Below are 21,395 nucleotides of genomic sequence, written 5' to 3'. Positions count from 1 at the left end.
GAGCGGCTCCGTAAAACGGAACCGCTCCCTTTTCGGGGTCTAGGACCTACTTCGCGTCCGAGTCGACCGGAGCATCGGATTCGAGGTCTTCGTCGAAGTCCTCTTCGTCCTTGCGGTACGGATCGGCGTCGCCTGCGTAGCTGGCGCCTTCCTTGAGCGCTGCCAGTTCGGCGTCGCGCTTCTTGGCGGCCCGGATCAGTTCCTCGAGGTGGCCGGCGTTGACCGGGATCTCGTCGGCAACGAATTCGAGCGTCGGCGTCAGCCGGACAGTGATGTTCTTGCCCACCTCGGCGCGCAGGATTCCGCGTGCGGATTCCAGGGCTGCCTTGGTGTCTGCCTGCTGTTCTTCGTCGCCGAAGACCGTGTAGTACAAAGTGGCGTGCTGCAGATCATTGGTGACCCGTGCATCGGTGATGGTCACGAATCCCAGCCGGGGATCCTTGATCCGCCGCTCGAGCGCCTGGGCAACTACTACCTTGATACGGTCAGCGAGTTTCGCAGCGCGTGCTGGATCTGCCATTACCTCTCCTTACTAAGACTGGAAAACAAGTACCCGCAGGCCGCCGGGAGACCCGGCGGCCTGCGGCCACGGATTAGACGCGCGGCTTCTCGCGCATCTCGAAGGTCTCGATGATGTCGCCTTCGCGCAGGTCGTTGAACGAGCCCAGGCCGATACCACATTCGAAGTCCGTCCGGACCTCGGTGGCGTCGTCCTTGAACCGCTTGAGCGAGTCCACGGTGAGGTTCTCACCGATGATCTTGCCGTCGCGGGTGACCCGTGCCTTGGCGTTGCGCCGGATAACACCGGAGCGGACGATCGAGCCGGCAATGTTTCCGAACTTGGAGGAACGGAAGACTTCGCGGACCTCGGCGGTGCCGAGCTGGACTTCCTCGTACTCGGGCTTGAGCATGCCCTTGAGTGCGAGCTCAATGTCATCGATTGCTGCGTAGATGACGGAGTAGAAGCGCATGTCCACGCCTTCACGCTCTGCCAGGTCGGCAACGCGCTCGGCCGGCTTGACGTTGAAGCCGATGATGACGGCGTTGTCCACCGTCGCCAGGTTGACGTCGTTCTGCGTGATGGCACCGACGCCGCGGTGGATGACGCGCAGCTGCACGCCTTCGCCGACGTCGATCTTGAGCAGCGAGTCTTCCAGGGCTTCGACGGCACCGGAAACGTCACCCTTGAGGATGAGGTTAAGGGTGTCGACCTTGCCGTCAGCAACGGCCTGGTCGAAGTCCTCGAGGCTGATGCGCTTGCGGCGCTTGGCCAGGGCGGCGTTGCGGTCCGCAGCCTCACGCTTTTCAGCGATCTGGCGGGCGGTGCGCTCGTCGTCGGTAACGAAGAACGTGTCGCCGGCGCGGGGAACGTTGGACAGGCCGAGCACCTGGACCGGACGCGAGGGTCCGGCTTCGGTGACGTTGTCGCCGTTCTCGTCGAACATGGCACGGACACGGCCGTGGGCCGTACCCGCCACGATGGTGTCGCCGACCTTCAGCGTTCCGGACTGGACCAGGACAGTTGCTACTGCACCGCGGCCCTTGTCCAGGTTGGCTTCGATCGCGATACCGCGGGCGTCCTTGTTCGGGTTGGCGCGCATGTCCAGGGCAGCATCTGCGGTAAGCAGAACGGCCTCGAGCAGGGCGTCGATGTTGAGGTTCTGGCGGGCAGAGACCTCCACGAACATGGTGTCGCCACCGTATTCTTCGGGAACCAGTCCGTATTCGGTCAGCTGGCCGCGGACCTTCTCCGGGTTGGCGCCTTCCTTATCGATCTTGTTCACTGCGACCACGATCGGCACATCGGCAGCCTGCGCGTGGTTGAGTGCTTCAACCGTCTGCGGCATAACGCCGTCGTCGGCTGCGACAACCAGGACGGCAATGTCGGTGACCTTGGCACCACGGGCACGCATGGCGGTGAACGCCTCGTGGCCCGGAGTATCGATGAAGGTGATGGGACGCGTTGCGCCTTCATGGTCAAACTGAATCTGGTAGGCACCGATGTGCTGCGTGATGCCGCCGTGTTCGCCTTCCACAACGTTCGAGTTGCGGATGGCGTCCAGCAGGCGGGTCTTACCGTGGTCAACGTGACCCATGATGGTGACTACCGGAGGACGTGCCTCAAGCTCTTCGTCGCCTTCGGCTTCGAGTTCTGCCTCGAAGTCGATGTCGAACGTGCTCAGCAGCTCGCGCTCTTCGTCTTCGGGCGAGACAACCTGGATCTTGTAGCCCAGCTCGCTGCCCAGGACGCCGAACGTCTCTTCGTCCAGGGACTGCGTGGCCGTTGCCATTTCACCAAGGTGGAACAGTACGGTCACCAGTGCTGCCGGGTTTGCCTCGATCTTGTCAGCGAAGTCCGTGATGGACGCGCCGCGGCGCAGCCGGACAACAGTGTTGCCGTCGCCGCGGGGTACCGAAACGCCGCCCAGCGACGGAGCTGACATCTGCTCCAGTTCCTGCCGCTTCGCCCGCTTCGACTTGCGCTGCTTGCCGCGTCCTGCGCCGCCCTTGCCGAAAGCACCGGCAGTGCCGCCGCGTCCGCGGCCGCCCTTACCGAAGCCGCCGCCGACAGGTGCGCCGCCGCCGCCGGTACCCGGGGCTCCGCCCGGTCCGCGGCGCGGTCCTGCTGCACCCGGACGTCCCGGAGCTGCCGGACGCTCGGTGCGGTTAGGCATCATTCCCGGTGTGGGGCGTGCGCCGCCGGCGCCTGCTCCTGCCGGACGGGGAGTACCCGGACGCGGTGCGCCGGGACGGGGAGCACCGGGACGCGGTGCACCCGGACGCGGTGCGCCGGGACGGGGTCCACCTGCACCGGCTGCGGGACGGGGGCCTGCGGCACCCGGCGTACCGGAGCGTTCGGCCTCATCGCGGCGTCCACCCGGACGCGGCATACCCTGCGAGGTAGCGAAGGGGTTGTTGCCCGGACGCGGTGCGCCGGCACCCCGTTCGCCGTCGCCGCGGCCACGCGGACGCGGCATGCCCTGGGAAGGTGCAAACGGGTTGTTACCGGGGCGGGGTCCGCCAGCGCCCGGACGCGGTGCGCCGGGACGAGGTGCCGAAGAGGCGGGCGCCTTGGCGGCGTCGTCCTTGCCGGCTTCGGGTGCAGCAGGTTCCGCGGCCGGAGCCGGTGCTGCGGCGGGTGCCTCCGCTGCGGGTGCAGCGGGTGCAGCCGGGGCTGCCGGGGCCGGAGCGGCCTCAGCGGGAGCTGCCGGTGCCGGCGGAGCGGCGGGCTGCTCCGCTGCGGGAGCTGCCGGGGCAGGCTTCGCGGAGCCGGGCTTGGGGGACGGGGCCGAAGGCTTGGACGGGGAAGCGTCAGCCTTGGCGGGGGCTGCCGGGGAAGCAGCAGCCTTGTTTTCAGACGCCGGGAAGGCGCCTCGAAGTTTCTTGACTACCGGGGCCTCAATAGTTGATGAGGCGGAACGGACGAATTCGCCCAGTTCCTGCAGTTTTGCAACTGCATCCTTCGAGGTAATGCCGAGCTCTTTAGCAAGCTCGTGTACGCGGACCTTGGCCACATTTCTCCTGTCTCGGTCCGCACCGAGCCAGGTACGAACCGTCTATTTACTGCGGGCTTCCACTGCAGTTGCAGCGGGGCCCATCACAGAGCACAACAAAGTACTCATCGCTGGGTACTCATCGGGTTTCCATCAGATTTCTGACCCGCTTTCAGGTTGGACGGTTTTGAGTCCGTTCCCGGTCGGAACGTCCTCAAGGGCCTTGAACCAACGTTCAACGTCCGATATTCCCACGGAGCCCCTAAAGGCCCGCGGAAAGCCTGAACGTTTCACTGCCAATCTCAGGCATGCCGTGTCGGGGTGCAACCAGGCACCCCTTCCAGGCATTCGGTGGTCCTCATCGACACGGACGGCGTTGCCGCCTTCCATGCTGACACGGACCAACCGCAGCAGAACAGCTTGGTCATCCTTTTTCCTGCACCCTATGCACGTCCGCAAGGGGACGTGCCTGGATACCCGATTTCCCGCGGCAGCGCCGGAAGCGGCTGCCGATGATTGGGACGCGGAGGGTGACCCGGCCTTATACATTCTAGCGCCTTTCTTGTCCGGCGCTGCATCCGCTTCCGGCACCGGAGCCTAGGAGGCCTTCGCGTCGGAAACGATATCGATCCGCCAGCCGGTCAGCTTGGCCGCGAGGCGGGCATTCTGGCCTTCCTTGCCGATCGCCAGGGACAGCTGGTAGTCGGGGACCACCACGCGTGCAGAGCGCATGTCTTCGTCCGTAATGGTCACGGAGTTGACGCGCGACGGCGAGAGGGAGTTGGCGATGAACGTCGCCGGATCCTCGCTGAAGTCGACAATGTCGATCTTCTCGTCATGCAGTTCGTTCATGACCGCACGTACGCGGGAACCCATCTCGCCGATGCAGGCACCCTTGGCATTGATGCCGGGAACATTGGCCTTGACGGCAATCTTGGAACGGTGCCCGGCCTCCCGGGCCAGAGCCACGATTTCGACGCTTCCGTCGGCAATTTCCGGAACTTCCAGTTCGAAAAGCTTGCGGACCAGGCCGGGGTGGGAGCGGGAGAGCGTGATGGACGGACCCTTGAATCCGCGGCGCACATCCACAACGAAAGCGCGCAGGCGGGAACCGTGGAGGTACTTCTCCCCCGGAACCTGCTCGGGCGGGGGCAGCAGCGCCTCCACCGAACCCAGGTTCACCTGGATCATGTGCGGGTTGTTGCCCTGCTGGATCTGGCCGGAGACCAGTTCCCCTTCACGGCCCTTGAACTCGCCCAGGATGTTGTCATCCTCGACGTCGCGCAGCCGCTGCAGGATGATCTGCCGGGCGGTGCTGGCGGCGATCCGGCCGAAGCCGGCGGGGGTGTCGTCGAACTCCCCCACCGCGGTTCCGTCGTCGTCGAGCTCAGCGGCCCAGATCGTTACGTGACCGGTCTTCCGGTCCAGTTCCGCCCGCGCCTGCTCCTGCGCACCGTTGGTCTTGTGGTAGGCAACCAGCAGAGCCTGCTCAATGGTCGGCACCAGCAGATCCAGGGGGATCTCCCGTTCGCGTTCCAGCAGCCTCAGCGCACTCATATCTATTTCCATCTAGGCCTCCTCAGCTGTGGTTTCATCATCCGGGGCGTCCTCGCCTGCCGGGTCGTCTTCAAGGTGGGCGAATTCAACTTCAACGCGCCCCTTGCGGATGTCGGCGAATGCCAGGCGGACCGGGTCCCCCTGTTTGGCCTTCATCCCTTTCTTAACCGGGAGTTCCGGTATCAACGTAATGCCGTCGTCTTCGACGGAGATGAGCCGTCCCATCACGTCGTCCCCGCGCTCAACGGAAACGGACACCATCCGGCCTACGTTGCGGCGCCAGTGGCGCGGCTCGGTGAGGGGACGGGAAACCCCCGGGGATGAAACCTCGAGGTTGTAGGGACGTCCGTCATCGCCCGGATCGTTGTCCATGGCTTCGGAAATTACTTGAGCTGCGGACGAAATCCTGTCAAGGCTGACGCCTCCGGGCTGGTCCTCGGGAAGGTCCACGATGACGTGGACAGTGCGGTGGGCACCGGCCAGTTTGATCTCGATGTCCTCGAGGAACAGATCCTGCATCTCTACCGTGGGGGCCAGGTAATTCTTGAGCCGCTGCGTCTCCGCGGCTACTTCTGCACGCATCGCATTCCTGCGGTAATCCGACGACGTGTCTTTTTTGGGGTTGGGCCGAACCGCCATAGCTGCCTCCCACTAGATGTTGTTGTAGTCCTAGACTACCGACATTCCTGTGCCCTTGAGGCATCGATGCAGATGAGAGCGCGTTCGTGACATCATCGACTGTTGTGGATGCGCCCTTGGAAAACCCCGGACCCGAGCCCGAGCCTGCCCGCCGGTTCCGCCGTTTGGGTGCCGGTGCGCGGCGTCTTGTGTTGTTCCTCGCACTGGGAGCCGTGGTCCTCGGCTTCGGCCTGGTGGCCGGTACCGGGGACGCGCCTGAGCGCACCCGTTCCTTTTCGGAGATTGCCCTGACCGAGGCACGGAACAGTGCGCGGAGCCTTTCCGCCGAGGCGGACGTGCTGGCCGCTGCAGGAAAGAACCCCGGAGCAGCCGAGCTCCTCGCCCAGGCCGAGGGACTGCGCGATCAGGCTGCCCTGCTGACCAGCACCGGGCGGGAACCGGCTGCGGCCCGGAACAGCTTCGAGGAACCGCTGGATGTTTCCGGCACTGCCGGAAAGGACGGGGTACGGTCCGCCGGAGCCCCCGAAGTGCCGGATGCCAAGGACCTCGAACCCTATGTGCAGGCACTGGCGGCGTCGGCACAGGCCAATCTGCAGTCCGCATGGCGGGCGGACGCCGGCACGGCACGCCTGCTGGCTGCGACCGGGGCCGCGCAGCAGGTCTGGGCCGCCCGCACCGCCGGCCTTTACGGACTGGAGCTGCCGGAGACTGACAGCCCGCACCCCGGCGATCCGGCTGCCGAAAGTGAAGCGACCGGCGTGCCGGCAACGGATAAGGGGTTGTCCAACTGTCCGGATGCCGGCACCGGAGAAATGACCGCGGACACGGCGGCGGGAACTCCCTCCGGCAGCGCGGCAGCCGGTTCCGCGGCCCCCAGTGCAGCCGATGCCCTGAAGGCTGCCGTTGACGCGGAATTCGGGGCCGCCTACGCCTATGAGGTCGCTTTGGCTCAGGACCCCTCCGCAGCCACCCGCAGTGAGCAGTGGCAGACGCGCATGGCCGCGCATGAGTCCCGCGGCACGGACGCTGTGGCCTACCTGCCCGATTTGTGCCTGCCGGCGGTTGCTCCGGTGGCCGCCTACCGCCTGGATGCGGGTTTCCTGCGGAATCCGGCCGACGCCCTGCCCGCACTGGAACAGCAGTTCCCGGCGGTCTACGCTGACCTCGTGGCGTTGAGCGAAGGAGACCTCCGCGGCTGGGCGATCGGCCGGCTCGCCGCCGTCTCAGAGGAACTGTATCTGCCGGCGGAAATGGTCCCCGCTGCTCCCGGTCTGGACGCCGTCCCGGAGGATCTGCCGTGGAACTGATTGCCCGGCGCAGCACAGTCCCCCGTTCCGGCGGCCGCCGTCCCCGCCGCAACCGTAGCCGCAACCGCCTAGGAGAACTGCATGGCACCCGCCGTCGTCGTACCTGAGGCCCTGCGCCGACGCTACCTTGGCAGCCGGGACGGCCGTACCTGGCTGGCGGGCCTGCCCGAACTGGTGGAGACCAGCCTTGCTGCTTTCCGGTTCACTCCGGATCCACCCGGTGCCGCACCCTGGCACGGGCACGGAGCGCTGGTGCTGCCCGTGCGTTCTGCCGATGGCAGCCCCGCCGTGCTGAAGTTCCCGTTTCCCCATCCGGAGGCAGCCACCGAGACTGCTGCCCTGGCCCTGTGGGACGGCAAAGGGGCCGTACGGCTGCTGGACCGGGACGCGGCCGGGACCTGCCTGGTCCTGGAACGCCTGGACCCCGACCGCACGCTGCTGTCCGTGGACATGGACGCTGCCGTACGAATCTGGGGTTCCCTGGTACGCCGGCTGAGCCTGCCGGAATCCGATTCACCCCACTGGGCGGCCGTGCCTTCCCTCGCCGAGCACGCCGAGCAGCTTTCCGACGAGCTGCCAGCCGAGTGGGACGCCCTGGGGCGTCCGTTTGAACGCTGGCTGCTGGAGGCAGCGCTGGAGGTCTGCCAGACCCGCGGCGCGGTGGGACGGCGGTCCGGCCGGGACGTCCTGGTCCACGCTGACCTGCACTATGCCAACATCCTGGCCCGCCCCGGACAACCCGAGGACTACGCGGCCATCGACCCGCAGGCGGTGTTCGGCGAGGCCGAGTACGCCGTGGCTCCGATGCTGTGGAACCGCCTGCATGACCTGGCTGCCTCGGCGCCGGAGGACGCACTGCTGGCACGGCTGGACGGACTGTGTACCGCTGCCGGCCTGGACCGGAACGCGGCCCTGGACTGGAGCGTCCTGCGTGAGGTGACCAACGCGCTCGACTACGTGCGAGACGGGCAGCACGGCGACGCACAGCGATCCGTGTGGGTCGCATCGGCACTGACCGGCCGGCGGCATCCGGGCATTCCGCCGGTGCAGGAGCTGCCCGCGGCCTAGCCGCGGATGTTCTCCACCCAGACGTCGTGGCCAAGCTTGACGATCAGGGCGGCAACGACCACCAGGAAAACTATCCGGACGAACTTGCTGCCCTGCTTTACCGCCATCCGCGCACCGAGATAGCCGCCGATCATGTTGGCGAAGCCGAGCACCAGTCCCAGCCCCCACAACACCGATCCGTTCGGCAGGAAAAACGCCAGCGCTCCTAGGTTGGTGGCCATGTTCACGATCTTGGCCTTGGCGCTGGCGGCGAGGAAGTTGTACCCGAGCAGGGTGACCATGGCAATGATCAGGAATGAGCCGGTCCCCGGGCCGATCAGTCCGTCGTAGAAGCCGACCACCAGTCCTATGCCGGCCGCGGTGCCGTAGTGCCGGCGGCCGGTGTGGCGCAGCTTCGTCAGCTCGCCCACGGTGGGCTTGGTGGCGGTGAACACAGCCACCGCAACAAGGGCCACCACGATGATGGGCTTGAAGACCGACGACGGAAGCGAGGCCGCCAGGATGGCCCCGCCGAAGCTCCCGGCCAAGGCGATGCCCGCCATCGGCAACGCCGTCCGAAGATCCGGATGGGCGCGCCGGTAATAGGTCACGGCACTGGTGGTGGTGCCGAAAATGGAGCCCAACTTGTTGGTCGCCAAGGCCTGGACCGGGCTGATCCCCGGTACGAGGAGGAGCGCCGGAAGCTGGATCAGCCCGCCGCCGCCCACCACTGCATCCACCCAGCCGGCGGCCAGGCCTGCCACCACCACAAGCGCAATGGTGGCAAGCGTGACCTCCTCGAGACCGGAGACCACTGAGGTTAGAGCCCGGCTGCGCGGCGCACGTACTCCACCGCTTCGGCAACAGGCACGTTCTCGGCGTTGCCCGTGGCACGGTCCTTGATTTCCACGACGCCGTCCGCCAGGCCGCGGCCAACCACCAGGATGGTCGGGACGCCGATCAGTTCGGCGTCGCCGAACTTCACGCCCGGGGACACCTTGGGGCGGTCGTCATAGATGACTTCCAGTCCCGCAGCCTCGAGCTCTTCGGAGAGCTGGGCGGCGGCGTCGAAAATCTCGGTGCCGCGGCCGGTGGCAACCACGTGGACGTCGGCCGGGGCCACGGCGCGGGGCCAGATGATCCCCTTGTCGTCGTGGTGTGATTCGGCGAGGGCGGCCACCGCGCGGGTGACGCCGACGCCGTAGGAACCCATGGTCACGGTGGCGAGCTTGCCGTTGCGGTCCAGGACCTTCAGGCCCAGGGCGTCCGCATACTTGCGGCCGAGCTGGAAGATGTGGCCCATTTCGATGCCGCGGGCCGCTTCGAGCGGGCCCGAGCCGTCCGGAGCCTCGTCGCCTTCGCGCACCTCAACGGCCTCAATGGTGCCGTCCCAGGTGAAATCGCGGCCGGCGACCAGGCCGATGACGTGCTTGCCGGACTCGTTGGCGCCGGTGATCCAGCTGGTGCCGGTGACCACGCGGGGATCCACGAGGTACAGCAGGCCGGTGGCGGATTCAGTGCCCAGCACCGGCTCGGCCGTGCTGAGGCCCGGACCGATGTAGCCCTTGACCAGGCCGGGGTGCTTTTTGAGGTCTTCGTCCGTGGCGGCGTCGACGGCCAGTTCGCCGCCCATTCCCACGTGGGAGCTGATGTTGGCTTCAATGCGCTTGAGGTCGACGGCGCGGTCGCCCGGAACGCCGACAACTACGATGCGGCGTTCCCCGGTGGGCAGGGTGACGGCCAGGACCACGTTCTTCAGGGTGTCTGCAGCAGTCCATTCGCCTGCTTCCCTCGGGAAGCGGGCGTTGACGTCGTTCACGAGGGTTTCAATGGTGGGGGTGTCGGGAGTGTCCACCACGCGGGCTTCCGGCGCGCCGGTGTAGTCGATGTCCGCGGGAACCACGGTGGTGACGGCTTCGACGTTGGCAGCGTAGCCGCCGGCCGAGCGCACATAGGTGTCTTCACCCACGGCCATCGGGTGCAGGAACTCCTCGCTCTTGGACCCGCCCATGGCGCCGGAGACAGCCGAGACGACGACGATTTCCAAGCCCAGGCGCTCGAAGATCCGCAGGTAGGCCTCGCGGTGCGCCTGGTAGCTGGCGTCCAGACCCTCGTCATCCATGTCGAAGGAGTAGGAGTCCTTCATGATGAACTCGCGGCCGCGGAGCAGGCCGGCGCGCGGCCGTGCCTCGTCGCGGTACTTGGTCTGGATCTGGAACAGGGACACCGGGAGGTCCTTGTAGGAGTTGTAGAGGTCCTTGACCAGGAGGGTGAACATCTCCTCGTGGGTCGGTGCCAGCAGGTAGTCCGCGCCCTTACGGTCCTGCAGCCGGAACAGGTTCTCGCCGTATTCCGTCCAGCGGTTGGAGGTCTCGTACGGCTCGCGCGGCAGCAGCGCGGGGAAGTGCACTTCCTGGGCGCCGATGGCGGCCATTTCCTCACGGATGATGTTCTCGACCTTGCCCAGCACCCGCAGGCCCAGCGGCAGCCAGGAGTAGATGCCCGGCGCGGCACGGCGGATGTAGCCGGCACGGACCAGGAGCCGGTGGCTGGCGACGTCGGCGTCGGCCGGGTCTTCGCGCAGGGTGCGCAGGAAAAGGGTGGAAAGTCGAAGGACCACGCTGGGAATCCGTTTCTGCAGCCAGTCGGCTGCATCTCTCAAGAATGTATGCCCTACTAATCTAACGCGCCCGGCTGTCGATGCCGGACAGGCGTACGACGACGGCGGGGCCGGACCTGCAGTGCAGATCCGGCCCCGCCGGTATCGGGTGAGGCGGGGGTTACTGCTTTTCCAGCTCGGCGTACACCGCGTCGATGAGCTCCTCGGCCTCCGCTACGGAAGCCTCGGGATCGGCAGAATTTACGAACCGGGCTGCGATATTCGTGGTGCCGCTGGCGCCTGCAACCTGGGTGATGCCTTCCTCGACGGTTCCGTTGGACGTGATCGAGTGGAAGGCCTGGGTGGTATCCGCGTCTGTCGAAGCCTCGATGCCTTTATTGATCACCGTGGCCTGCCCTCCCGGACCTTCCATGGTGTACTGGGCGCATTCGCCCAGCAGCGAGTCGTTGTCCTCGACCTGCTTTTCCAGGACAGCGGGGTCGGAGTGGCTGACGACTGTCAGTGAATCCGTCTCGTTGAGCAGCAGGACTGCAATATAGGCGTTGTCCAGCACCTTGTTGATGTTCGTCGAGGCCAGCACGTCACAGGACGCCGGCGCTATGGTGATGCCCTCCAGGGGATCAACGGCGTTCATCATTTCCGGGCGCACCGTCTCATCATTGCCGAGCGGGCCGTCCAGATTCTTGTCCTTCATGACCGCAGCGAGTGCCTCTTCCAGCTCATCCGCCGTGTATTGCTTCTCCCCGACCGCCTGCGTGGTGGGCGTGGGCTTCGCTGATGCCGACTTGGTCTCAGCCGATCCGGAATCCGACGATCCCTCAGAGCTGCCGCAGCCCGAAAGTACAAAGACGCCGGCCACGAGCAGGGCGCCGGCCTTAATGCTTTTCTTCACTTTTCCCCCAATTTGGATGTTTCTCCGGCCGCAATCCGGCAGCAGTTCTTTGTTTTGCTGCCGACATTGGTGCCATGACTTCCGGATAGGAAGTCCACTGAGAATCCTAACCACGTGACACGGCTCACCCTAAATCGGCGCTAGCCCTCGACACGGTCCAATACCTCTTCGAGGATCGGAGTAACGTAACGAACGCTTTCCTGGGGGTCGGCCTCGTGGAGGGTGATCTGGACCGAGTTTGTGCCGGACCAGGCTGTCAGTACCACTGACGTCTGAGTGGTGCCGTTCGCGGTCTGACGGGTGACGTAGGCCTGTGATGCATCTCCGATCGCGGGCATGTCCACGGCTTCGGTAACCGAGGAAACCGTCTGCCCGTTGGCGGTCAGGCTGAACTCCGGGCAGGATTCGAGCTGACGCCTGCTTACCTCGATTTCCTCCGCGACGGGCGCTTCGCTGGCCCAGCTCAGGACGGAGATCGTGTCCGGCATGCCCGGGGCGTTGCCATCGATAGCCAAGGCACCCATGCTTGCCTCGCTGACAGCCTTCATGGGGTCGGTGCCCTCGGTCGGGTTGCAGGGTGTGTACTCGACGTCCTGCAGTGCATCCATACCCTGCGCAGTGGACTGCTTCAGCTGTGCTTCTTCCACCACGGTGCCGCCGATGTCCAGGTCCGTGTTCAGCTCGCTCAGGACGGCGGCCAACTCCTCGCCGCTGAGTGCTCCTGCGCCGTTTCCGTCGGCCCCTTTGGACGCAGGGGAGGTGGCTGACGGGGACGCCTTCGCTGATTTGGCTGGCTTGGCGGGTTTCGAAGGCGACGGTGACGGCTTCTCGCTTGCGGTGGCGGCCGAGCCATCGACCCGGACGGCAGGCTCATCGCCTCCCCCGCAGCCGGTCAGGACCAAGGCCAGTGCCAGACCGGCACCTGCGGCTCCTGCCCAGCGGGATCCGGTGTTCCGGACTGCGGCTCTCGTGGTCTTTGCGGTGAAAGCAACCATTTTCTTGATCCCCCAACATCGTCGTCGGCGGACAGGGTCCCTGCCCGCGCCTTCGCAACGGGACGGGTGGCAGACATGCTGCCAGACGTATTGCACCTGCTCCCCCGTGCCTGAGTGCGTGCCCAGAGCCTACGGCATCCGGAACACCGCATCGAACGGGCCGGCCAGGGGCAGGGGCCCGGTTAGAACAGGATGGTGGCGAAGGTACCCACCTGGTCGAAGCCGACGGCCTCATAGGTGGCCCGCGCGGGGACGTTATAGGAGTTCACGTACAGGCTGACAACCGGGGCAACTTCCAGCGCGGCGTCAACGACGGCGGACATGTAGGACCGGCTCAGCCCCTGTCCACGGTATTCCGGATTCATCCAGACACCCTGCACCTGTACGGCCTGTCTGGAGACCGTACCGAGCTCGGCCTTGAACACCACCCGGCCGGCGGCGTCGAAGTCCACCAGCGACTGACGTCGTTCAATCAGGCCCTTGACCCGCTGCCGATAGTGCCGGTCCCCGTTGGCGACCGGCGAGTAGCCTACTTCCTCCTCGAACATGGCCGTGCAGGCGGGGAGCAGCACATCAAGCTCGTCAAGGCGTGCAGGACGCAGCCCCGGCGCCGCAACGACGTCGGAGGACTCGGCAATCTGCAGCAGGGGCTGCTCCGGACGGACGTCGAACGGCCGCGGGGAAACGTTCCGAAGTTCGGACCAGAGGGAGAGTACGGCCTCGGAGGGACCGAAAATGGACGAAAACCGGTTCCGCGACCTGGCCAGATACTGTCCGACCTCGGGGCCGGTATCGGCGTCCAGACCAACGGGCACCACGTTCACACCGGACCAGCAGGCACCGATCAGCGTGCCGCCGTCGAACACTCCCACAATCCGTCCGCCTGCCGAGGTGGGTGCTGCCGTCCGGGCCGTCTCCAGATGGGAAAGCATAAAGATGTTGGCCACCGGGTCAGCGGCGGCCAGATCCCACAGTGCAACGGTGTCGTCGTCGCGCAGGATCCGCAGCGCCGCGCTCGACGAGGCGCTGCGGATATCGTGCTTAGCTGACGGTAACCATGGGGCCACCCGTCCCAGCATCCTCGCCATCGGGTTCTCCCATATCTTCTGCGATCCTCATCGCTTCTTCGATGAGGGTCTCCACAATCTGGTCTTCGGGTACGGTCTTGATGACCTCACCCTTGACAAAGATCTGGCCCTTGCCGTTACCGGAGGCTACACCCAGGTCCGCTTCACGCGCTTCACCGGGTCCGTTTACTACGCAGCCCATCACGGCAACGCGCAGCGGGATGGTCATGCCTTCAAGGCCTGCGGTGACCTGCTCGGCGAGCGTGTAGACGTCCACCTGGGCGCGGCCGCAGGACGGGCAGGAAACAATCTCAAGCTTGCGGGGCCGCAGGTTCAGCGACTGCAGGATCTGGTTTCCAACCTTGATCTCCTCTACCGGAGGAGCGGAGAGGGACACGCGGATGGTGTCGCCGATGCCCTTGGACAGCAACGCCCCGAAAGCGGTAGCGGACTTGATGGTGCCCTGGAAGGCCGGACCGGCTTCGGTCACGCCCAGGTGCAGCGGCCAGTCGCCGCGTTCGGCCAGCAGCTCGTAGGCACGCACCATGACTACCGGGTCATTGTGCTTTACGGAGATCTTGAAGTCGTGGAAGTCGTGTTCCTCGAAGAGGGATGCTTCCCAGACGGCGGACTCAACCAGCGCCTCCGGCGTTGCCTTGCCGTACTTGGCCAGCAGCCGCGGGTCCAGGGAACCGGCGTTGACACCGATGCGGATGGAGACGCCGGCGTCCTTCGCCGCATTGGCAATCTGCTTGACCTGGTCGTCAAACTTCCGGATGTTTCCGGGGTTCACGCGCACCGCTGCGCAGCCGGCGTCGATCGCGGCGAAGACATACTTCGGCTGGAAGTGGATGTCGGCGATCACGGGGATCTGGGACTTCTTCGCGATGATCGGCAGTGCGGCAGCATCGTCGGCGCTGGGGCAGGCGACACGCACAATGTCGCAACCGGACGCCGTCAGTTCGGCGATCTGCTGCAGGGTTGCGTTGATGTCCGTGGTGGGGGTGGTGGTCATGGACTGAACGCTGATCGGCGAGTCCGAGCCAACTCCAACGGAGCCCACTTTGATCTGGCGGGTCTTGCGGCGGGGCGCAAGCGTGGGCGGCGGTGCAGCTGGCATTCCAAGGTTGACCGAGGTCAAAACGTCCTCCATGTGCCGAAACGGCAGGTATTAGGCTGTGAAGCGCGCGCTAATGAAACGCGCCCTTCCTATTATCACCCCGCCCCGGACAGAGACTGCTGGGGGCGGGCGAATATCACTGTGGGCTTAGAACGTCCGGGCTACGCGAGGTCGGAGAACGCGCCGAGTGCGGGTTTCCAGGCAGTGGTCTTCATGCCGGAAATGGCGCCGACGACGGCGAACGGATCCTGCTTCAGCAGGGCAAGCAGGCCGGCTTCATCCTCTGCAACAACCAAAAGCAGCGCTCCGGCGCCGTCCACGAACGCGCCCGCAGACAGGACATGCCCCTCGTCCACCAGCTGCTGAAGCCACTGCCGGTGTGCGGGACGGTGCTGGTCGCGGAGCTGGGCCGAATCGGCGTCGTAGACATACTCAACTGCAAAAATACTCATATCCCCAAGCCTACGTGATGCCCGGACCGCTGCAGGAAGGCGGTACCGCAGCGACCGGTTACAGCAGGAGCAGGCGGACGGGAACGGCTACCGCCACGGCCCACAGCATGGAGGCCAATGTGCCGATGATGAAGCGCTCCGCCGCCGCCGGGGTCTCCTTGAGCTCCGCGTACCGTCCGAGCCCCTTCACTGCGACGACGTACGCGATCGCCACCGGCTCGTCGGCAAGGACCGCTGCGGCCACCGCGAGGCGTTCCAGCATGCCGATGGCCAGCCCGCCGCGGAGGACGGCATTCGGTGGCGGGGGCGGTGGTGGGGGCTGGACCGCGCTGGCCAGGCGCAGCACGCCGGCGGTCACGGGCCAGCCGAGCAGCGCGGCGGCCAGGAGGCCGGTTACTACCCACACAATCGTCATTTACCCGTCCTTCGTTGAGCTGTTTCCCGTTCCGCCTGCGAGGTCATCGGCACGCTCCAGCAATACCGCTGCTGCAGGCCGTGCAGCCCATTCCTCCTGCCAGCCGCCCCGCCGGGCTGCCTTGCTCACCGCTTGGGAACTGATGCCGAGCTTACGGGCAGCAGCAGTCTGCGAACCCCATTTTGCGGGGTCCACGTGTTGCAGGATCCGCCATTCGGCGTCCGTACGTTCGGCGATCAGGCGGCCGAGCAGGACCAGGACCGCCTCTGCCTCGGGTGCGCCCGGCGATCCCTCCACCGCAATGGGCGGCCGGTCGCCGCTTTTCTTGGCCCGGTCCACCGCCTTCCGGGCCGCGACGAAAGCCGGTCCCCCGGCTTCACGGGGACTGGACGGCAGGGGTTCATGGACCCCGCCGACGCCGACTCCCACGTACCAGTCCCTGTCCCTCAGGACCCGGAGAACGACGTCGGTAGCGGTCTGCGCCGAGTCGCAGACGCCTTGGATTTCGTCGCCGACCGACCGCTCGAAGGCCAGCAGCATCGGCAGGTCCGCAAGGGCAGCGAGCAGTTCGGGCACCTTGTCTCTGCTGCCCTGGCTGTTTCGCTGGTCTATCGTGAGGACGAACATCTTGCAACCGTAAGCGTGTGCAAATCAGATTGCAACCACATTTGGGCTCATTTTCTTTTGCAACTGTGTTAGCCGGAGTTGGTTGCGGCCTCGCGAAGAGATTCGCGAACACAGCGTCCCACCCCGTGGTGCTGGTGTTGCGGTGTGGCCCCAGCAGTGCTGCCCCGTCCCAGACGGTGGGATGCTCTGCGGTTTCCCCTCCCCCGAAGCACCATCTGTCGATAGGCGCTGTCACTCGTTGCGGGCTCTATCAGTCCATATGCCGAAGGACACCCCACATGAATCTTGGAACGTTGCGAACCAGCGGTCATCGCCGCCGAGGTCAGTTCTGCTTCGTTCGACTTGGCCGCCGAGCTCACGGACTCGTGAGAGGAAGCCTTCCAGGTCATCAGTTTCGAAATAGACCCGGGTTCCGGCCGTAGGCGCTGTTCCTTCGGTTGCGCGCTGAAGACCGCCAATTCCCGACTCGCCACTTCTGATGATCCAGTAGCTCGCGTCGAGCTCTGAATCCTCGAACGCTGAGGCGAACGTCCAACCTTGGAGATCGCCATGGAACGACATGAACTTCTCGGGGGCTTCGGTCTCGACTTCCCACCAGACGATGCTCACCATGGGGGAATGCTAGCGGACGGCCAGCGGTCTTGGTGCCGGGTCTACTTCAGCCCGGGCTCCGCGTGCTGGACCGAGTGGAGGGCGCGCGGTGCTCTACCCGTTGGTGCTGCGGTGACGGATGTGACCCCAGGGGCGCTCAGCAGTCCCAAACGGTGGGATCCTCTGTGACAGTCGGACCGGGCCGAAAGCGCGAAGGCCTACGCCGTAGGCACGTCCTGGCGGGCCAAGCAGGACAGGAGTCGTTCCGGTTCGCGGCAGGACACCAGCACGGCGCTCTGCCCGCATTCGATCCGAACTGACGGTCCGCCAACCAGGTAACCTGTGGCCCCCGGCAGGATACGGAGACCCATACCCTCCGCCAGTCCGGTGACCGGTCCTGCTGTCGCCCGCGTGATGTCCGGATACGGAATTTCGGTGGCAAACACCACCACCCGGATCTGTACGCTTTCCGGGCCTACCCGGATCCGAGCTGTCATCATCAGGACGGCGACGAACACCACAGCTATCAGCAGGCCCAGCACGAGCGGCATCGGTCCGGCTTCGAGGGTGGCAATCACTGTTCCGCCGGCAGCCACTAGGCCCAACAGACCCAAGGTCAGGCGGTACCGTGCGGGCAAACCCGTACGGAAGGTAGTTGTTTCTGCTTCTCCCCCGGAACTCATGCCTGCCATCCTGCCATGCCGGCTCGTGAAGCACATGGATCCGATACCCGAGCCCGATTCCCTGCAGTTCGGGGAAACCCTGCAGTTTGTCGCAATCCCTGCGCCGCGCAGCGCAGGGATCCGGACAAACTGCAGGGATCTGGACAAAGCGGGGGGAATGCCGCGCAGGATCCCGATCTGGCCGGAACGGGGCACAACCGCGCAGGCGGCGGGGTAGCCGGAGTGACATGACCGTGCAGGCGCCCGGATGAGGCGGGCATGCGGGGACAGTACCCGTGCAGGGGCCCGGATAAGGCGGCTTTAATATCCCGGCGAGCTCTGCGAGCAAGGGATTTCGTTGCCGCCGTTCCGGGCGCCGGAGCGGGACCGGTAGCGGGCCCCGGAGCAGGACCCACCGCCGTTCCGGGCACCGGAACGGAACCACACCACCGGAGCACCGGCACCCCGGAACACCTAGTTGAACAGGCTGACCGGCTTCACGATGTCCGCGTAGATCAGCAGGGCGCCCATACCCATCAGCAGCACCGCCACGGCATACGTCAGCGGAAGCAGTTTCGCCATGTCGAAGGGCCCGGGATCCGGGCGGCGGAACAGCTTCGCCACGCGGCGCCGCAGTCCCTCCCACAGTGCGCCGGCAACATGGCCGCCGTCCAGGGGCAGCAGCGGAATGAGGTTGAAGACAAACAGCGCCAGGTTGACGCTGGCAACCAGTCCAATCAGTGTCGCCACCCGGTCCGACAGCGGAATGACTTCCTGCGAGGAAATCTCCCCGGCAATGCGGCCGACGCCCACCACGCTCATGGGTCCGTTCGGGTCCCGGGGTTCGGAGGAGAACGCCGCCTGGGCAACGTCGACCAGTCGCTGGGGAAGGTTGACCACCACGCCGGCGATGTTGACCAGGTTGTCGCCCACCGCAGGCAGCACAGCGCTGGCCGGCTGGTTCACCAGTTCCTGCTCCGCGCCGACCCCAATGAAGCCCACTTCCTCCGTGAGGTAGTTGCCGTCGTCGTCGGTCTTAGCCGCGCCGTCATCGCCCACCACCGGGCGTTCGGTGAGCAGCGGCGTGATGCTGGTAGAGGCCTCGACGCCGTCCCGCTCGTAGGTCAACGGAACCGTCTTGCCGGCAGCCTCGCGGATCCAGCCCGTCAGCTCTGCCCAGGACGTCACGTCCCGGCCGTCGAACTTCGTGATGGTATCTCCGGGAAGCAGGCCGGCCTCGTACGCGGGTGCGGCCGGATCGGATTCCGTGCAGTCGGTCTGGCCCGTGGCGGCCTGCTGCTCGGCGGTGATCACGCACTTGTTGACCTCCGCCAGCGTGGTGGTGGTCTGGGCGGTGCCGAAGCCCATCAGCAGGACGGCAAAAAGCACGACGCCGATCAGCAGGTTCATGAACGGCCCGCCGAGCATGATGATGATCCGCTTGTACACGGGAAGCTTGTAGAAGACCCGGTTCTCGTCGCCCTCGACCAGGCGGTCGGTCTCGGCCTGCCGCGCTTCGGTGGCGAGCTGCTGGAACATGCCGGTGCTGGAACGCCGCACCTCGCCGTCGTGCTCCTTGTTGGGCGGGAACATTCCGACCATGGAAACGTAACCGCCCAGGGGCAGGGCCTTGACACCGTATTCGGTTTCGCCCCGGGTCCGGGAGAAGACGGTAGGGCCGAACCCGATCATGTACTGGGTGACCCGCACCTTGAAGGCCTTGGCCGGCAGGAGGTGGCCTACCTCGTGCAGGGCGATGGAGACAGCAATCCCGACCGCCACGAACAGCACGCCAAGGATGAAAAGCAGAATGGTCAACGGGCTTCCTTCAGTTCAGCTGCGGGTCTTGTCATCTTCCACAACGCTTCCGCGCAGCGGCACGTGCCCATTCCTCCGCCGCCAGCAGCGACTGGAGGGTGAGCGGCCCCGAATCCGGGGCTTCCTCAAGTACGGCCGCGATCGTATCAACGATGTCTGTGAACCCGATCAATCCGTCGTGGAAAGCGTCCACGGCTTCCTCGTTGGCAGCGTTGTAGACGGCCATGCGCGTGCCCCCGGCAGCGGCGGCCTGCTTGGCCAGCGCGACGGCGGGGAAGGCTTCCTCATCCAGGGGTTCGAAGGTCCATTCCGTGGCCCGGGTCCAGTCGCAGGGCCGGGCAGCGCCGGGCACCCGGTGCGGCCACCCCATGCCCAGGGCGATCGGCAGCCGCATATCCGGCGGCGATACCTGGGCGATGGTGGATCCGTCCACGAACTGCACCATGGAATGCACCATGGACTGCGGATGGACGACGACGTCGATCCGGTCCAGCGGGATATCGAAGAGCAGGTGCGCCTCGATGACTTCCAGGGCCTTGTTGACCATGCTGGCCGAGTTGGTGGTGATCACCCGGCCCATGTTCCAGGTCGGGTGCGCCAGGGCCTGTTCCGGAGTGACGTCCGCCAGTTCGGAGCGTTTGCGCCCGCGGAACGGACCGCCCGAGGCCGTGACCACCAGCCGGTCCACTTCGGTGTGGGTGCCCGAGCGCAGGGCCTGTGCGAGTGCCGAATGCTCGGAGTCCACCGGAACCAGCTGCCCGGGAGCAGCGGCACGCTTTACCAGTTCCCCGCCCACGATCAGGGATTCCTTGTTCGCCAGGGCCAGCAGGTGACCGGCAGCCAGGGCCGCCAGCGTGGGTTCCAGTCCGATCGACCCGGTGATGCCGTTGAGCACGACGTCGGCTTCGGTCCAGGCCGCGATAGCGGTCGCCGCGGACTTCCCGACAAACAGTTCAGGTGAATATCCGGTGATGCCGGCGGCGGCCGCGGCGTCAGAGATGTGCCGGTGCAGGGTGGGGAGGTCGACGGCGGCGCATCCGACTGCTTCGGCCCGGGTGTGCACGGCCTGCCGGGCCAGGAGCTCCGGGTTGGATCCGCCGGCGGCCAGCGCCACAATGCGGAACCGCTCCGGTGCACCGTCGGCCACGTCGATGGCCTGCGTTCCAATCGACCCGGTGGAACCGAGCAGGACTATCCGCCGTGGCAGATGGTCCGAACCGGGCCGGCGGGAACGGACGTAATCGTGGTCGGAGGAGATCGAGTCGGAAGGCTGCATGCCTCCAGTATCCCGCAGCCCGCTGATCTTCGGCATCGTCGCGCGCCGACGGAGCCGGGTCGCGCCCCGACAGGGCAGCGCAGCGTCCGGGACTAGCGCCCCGGCTGCAGTGCCTGCACGGCGTCGGGAATAGGCGTGGTCCCGGAGACCAGGCCCAGCGCCTGGTGGACACCGTTGCCGGTCTTGAGCAGCTCGGCGAGTACCGCGGCGACGTCGGCGCGCGGGATGGACTCCCGGTTCACCTCGGGCGCGAGTTCCACCAGGCCGATGGGTGCGTCATTGGTCAGGATGCCCGGCCGGACGATCGTCCAGTCCAGCTGGCTGCGCGCCATCAGGTCTTCTTCGGCGGCGAGCTTGGCCACCAGGTAGGCGTACATCACCTCGTCCATCGACTCCGGGCGGGCCCCGCCCCGCACCGCGTCCAGGCCGCCGGAGGAGACCTGGAGGAACCGGCCGGCTCCTGCCTGTTCGGCGGCGTCGGCAAGCAGTACGGCGGCGGCGCGGTCCACGGTGTCCTTGCGGGCCGCTCCGCTTCCGGGTCCGGCGCCGGCGGCAAAGACGGCCGCCTCCGCACCGGTGAGGACCTGCACAACGTCCTCCAGGGTGCTGTTCTCCAGGTCCAGTACCACCGGCGCGACGCCGTCCGCCTCCAGGTCCGCCGCCTGGTCCGGGTTCCGGATCAGGCCGGCAACATCGTGTCCGTCCGCCGCCATGAGGCGTCCCAGTTCGCGTGCGATTCTTCCGTGGGCTCCCGCTATGACTATGCGCATGATGAAAGAGTAGCGGCCGTCACCGGCAGATGATTCCCCGGCGGCA

21 protein-coding genes are annotated in these 21,395 nt (G+C 66.1%); 2 read left to right on the top strand and 19 right to left on the bottom strand.

Annotated features, from left to right (window positions below; translation table 11 throughout):
* Window positions 1-46: 46 nt before the first annotated feature.
* From rbfA to rimP, 5 genes are all read right to left on the bottom strand, one after another.
* Window positions 47-520 (bottom strand): 30S ribosome-binding factor RbfA, encoded by a 474-nt coding sequence (rbfA, locus tag NNX38_RS16340; protein ID WP_255798987.1) that lies wholly within the window; start codon window positions 518-520, stop codon window positions 47-49.
* 73 nt (window positions 521-593) lie between these two features.
* The gene (gene infB, locus NNX38_RS16335) at window positions 594-3,515 is read right to left on the bottom strand and encodes a translation initiation factor IF-2 (RefSeq protein WP_255798986.1); all 2,922 of its coding nucleotides are present in this window, start codon (window positions 3,513-3,515) and stop codon (window positions 594-596) included.
* A 132-nt stretch (window positions 3,516-3,647) separates the two neighbouring features.
* Window positions 3,648-4,043, bottom strand: a complete 396-nt coding sequence (locus NNX38_RS16330; RefSeq protein WP_255799061.1) for a YlxR family protein — start codon at window positions 4,041-4,043, stop codon at window positions 3,648-3,650.
* Between the two features lie 48 nt (window positions 4,044-4,091).
* A complete protein-coding gene (gene nusA, locus NNX38_RS16325; RefSeq protein ID WP_255798985.1) occupies window positions 4,092-5,063 on the bottom strand; it encodes a transcription termination factor NusA in 972 nt (323 codons plus the stop codon).
* The gene (rimP, locus tag NNX38_RS16320) at window positions 5,064-5,690 is read right to left on the bottom strand and encodes a ribosome maturation factor RimP (RefSeq protein WP_370646495.1); all 627 of its coding nucleotides are present in this window, start codon (window positions 5,688-5,690) and stop codon (window positions 5,064-5,066) included. It lies immediately after the preceding gene.
* A gap of 86 nt (window positions 5,691-5,776) precedes the next feature.
* Between rimP and NNX38_RS16980 the strand changes: the two genes are divergently transcribed.
* Window positions 5,777-6,997 carry a DUF4439 domain-containing protein gene (locus NNX38_RS16980; protein ID WP_255798984.1) on the top strand — a complete coding sequence of 407 codons (1,221 nt, stop codon included), beginning with the start codon at window positions 5,777-5,779 and terminating at the stop codon, window positions 6,995-6,997.
* An 81-nt stretch (window positions 6,998-7,078) separates the two neighbouring features.
* A complete protein-coding gene (locus NNX38_RS16310) occupies window positions 7,079-8,065 on the top strand; it encodes an aminoglycoside phosphotransferase family protein (RefSeq protein ID WP_255798983.1) in 987 nt (328 codons plus the stop codon).
* On the opposite strand, the gene NNX38_RS16305 is transcribed toward NNX38_RS16310, so the two are convergent.
* From NNX38_RS16305 to NNX38_RS16240, 14 genes are all read right to left on the bottom strand, one after another.
* A complete protein-coding gene (locus tag NNX38_RS16305) occupies window positions 8,062-8,859 on the bottom strand; it encodes a TSUP family transporter (protein WP_255798982.1) in 798 nt (265 codons plus the stop codon). The two genes, NNX38_RS16310 and NNX38_RS16305, sit on opposite strands and share 4 nt — an antisense overlap.
* A gap of 5 nt (window positions 8,860-8,864) precedes the next feature.
* On the bottom strand, window positions 8,865-10,664 hold the full coding sequence (locus NNX38_RS16300; RefSeq protein ID WP_255799060.1) for a proline--tRNA ligase: 1,800 nt from the start codon (window positions 10,662-10,664) through the stop codon (window positions 8,865-8,867).
* Window positions 10,665-10,824: 160 nt separating this feature from the next.
* Complete coding sequence (locus NNX38_RS16295) at window positions 10,825-11,556, bottom strand: hypothetical protein (RefSeq protein ID WP_255798981.1); 732 nt, start codon at window positions 11,554-11,556, stop codon at window positions 10,825-10,827.
* A gap of 140 nt (window positions 11,557-11,696) precedes the next feature.
* Entirely contained in the window at window positions 11,697-12,551 is an 855-nt protein-coding gene (locus NNX38_RS16290) for a hypothetical protein (protein WP_255798980.1), read from the bottom strand.
* A 182-nt stretch (window positions 12,552-12,733) separates the two neighbouring features.
* On the bottom strand, window positions 12,734-13,618 hold the full coding sequence (locus NNX38_RS16285) for a GNAT family N-acetyltransferase (RefSeq protein WP_370646494.1): 885 nt from the start codon (window positions 13,616-13,618) through the stop codon (window positions 12,734-12,736).
* The gene (ispG, locus tag NNX38_RS16280) at window positions 13,593-14,759 is read right to left on the bottom strand and encodes a flavodoxin-dependent (E)-4-hydroxy-3-methylbut-2-enyl-diphosphate synthase (protein ID WP_230026182.1); all 1,167 of its coding nucleotides are present in this window, start codon (window positions 14,757-14,759) and stop codon (window positions 13,593-13,595) included. The genes NNX38_RS16285 and ispG overlap by 26 nt, the downstream gene beginning before the upstream one ends.
* A gap of 140 nt (window positions 14,760-14,899) precedes the next feature.
* Complete coding sequence (locus NNX38_RS16275) at window positions 14,900-15,190, bottom strand: YciI family protein (protein WP_255798979.1); 291 nt, start codon at window positions 15,188-15,190, stop codon at window positions 14,900-14,902.
* A 58-nt stretch (window positions 15,191-15,248) separates the two neighbouring features.
* Window positions 15,249-15,605, bottom strand: a complete 357-nt coding sequence (locus NNX38_RS16270; protein WP_255798978.1) for a hypothetical protein — start codon at window positions 15,603-15,605, stop codon at window positions 15,249-15,251.
* Window positions 15,606-16,232, bottom strand: coding sequence for a helix-turn-helix domain-containing protein (locus NNX38_RS16265; protein ID WP_255798977.1), 627 nt, complete (start codon window positions 16,230-16,232; stop codon window positions 15,606-15,608). It abuts the gene before it with no gap.
* A 231-nt stretch (window positions 16,233-16,463) separates the two neighbouring features.
* Window positions 16,464-16,844, bottom strand: a complete 381-nt coding sequence (locus tag NNX38_RS16260; protein ID WP_255798976.1) for a VOC family protein — start codon at window positions 16,842-16,844, stop codon at window positions 16,464-16,466.
* A 197-nt stretch (window positions 16,845-17,041) separates the two neighbouring features.
* Window positions 17,042-17,506 carry a hypothetical protein gene (locus NNX38_RS16255; protein ID WP_255798975.1) on the bottom strand — a complete coding sequence of 155 codons (465 nt, stop codon included), beginning with the start codon at window positions 17,504-17,506 and terminating at the stop codon, window positions 17,042-17,044.
* 453 nt (window positions 17,507-17,959) lie between these two features.
* Window positions 17,960-19,303, bottom strand: a complete 1,344-nt coding sequence (locus NNX38_RS16250; RefSeq protein WP_255798974.1) for an RIP metalloprotease — start codon at window positions 19,301-19,303, stop codon at window positions 17,960-17,962.
* 31 nt (window positions 19,304-19,334) lie between these two features.
* On the bottom strand, window positions 19,335-20,579 hold the full coding sequence (dxr, locus tag NNX38_RS16245; protein ID WP_255798973.1) for a 1-deoxy-D-xylulose-5-phosphate reductoisomerase: 1,245 nt from the start codon (window positions 20,577-20,579) through the stop codon (window positions 19,335-19,337).
* 92 nt (window positions 20,580-20,671) lie between these two features.
* On the bottom strand, window positions 20,672-21,349 hold the full coding sequence (locus tag NNX38_RS16240; protein ID WP_255798972.1) for an NAD(P)-binding oxidoreductase: 678 nt from the start codon (window positions 21,347-21,349) through the stop codon (window positions 20,672-20,674).
* Window positions 21,350-21,395: the final 46 nt, after the last annotated feature.

This window comes from Arthrobacter sp. zg-Y238 (genome assembly GCF_024385525.1).
Classification (GTDB): Bacteria; Actinomycetota; Actinomycetes; order Actinomycetales; family Micrococcaceae; genus Arthrobacter_B; species Arthrobacter_B jinronghuae.
Note: the sequence above shows the minus strand (reverse complement) of the source record. Positions and strands in the feature narration are given on the sequence as shown.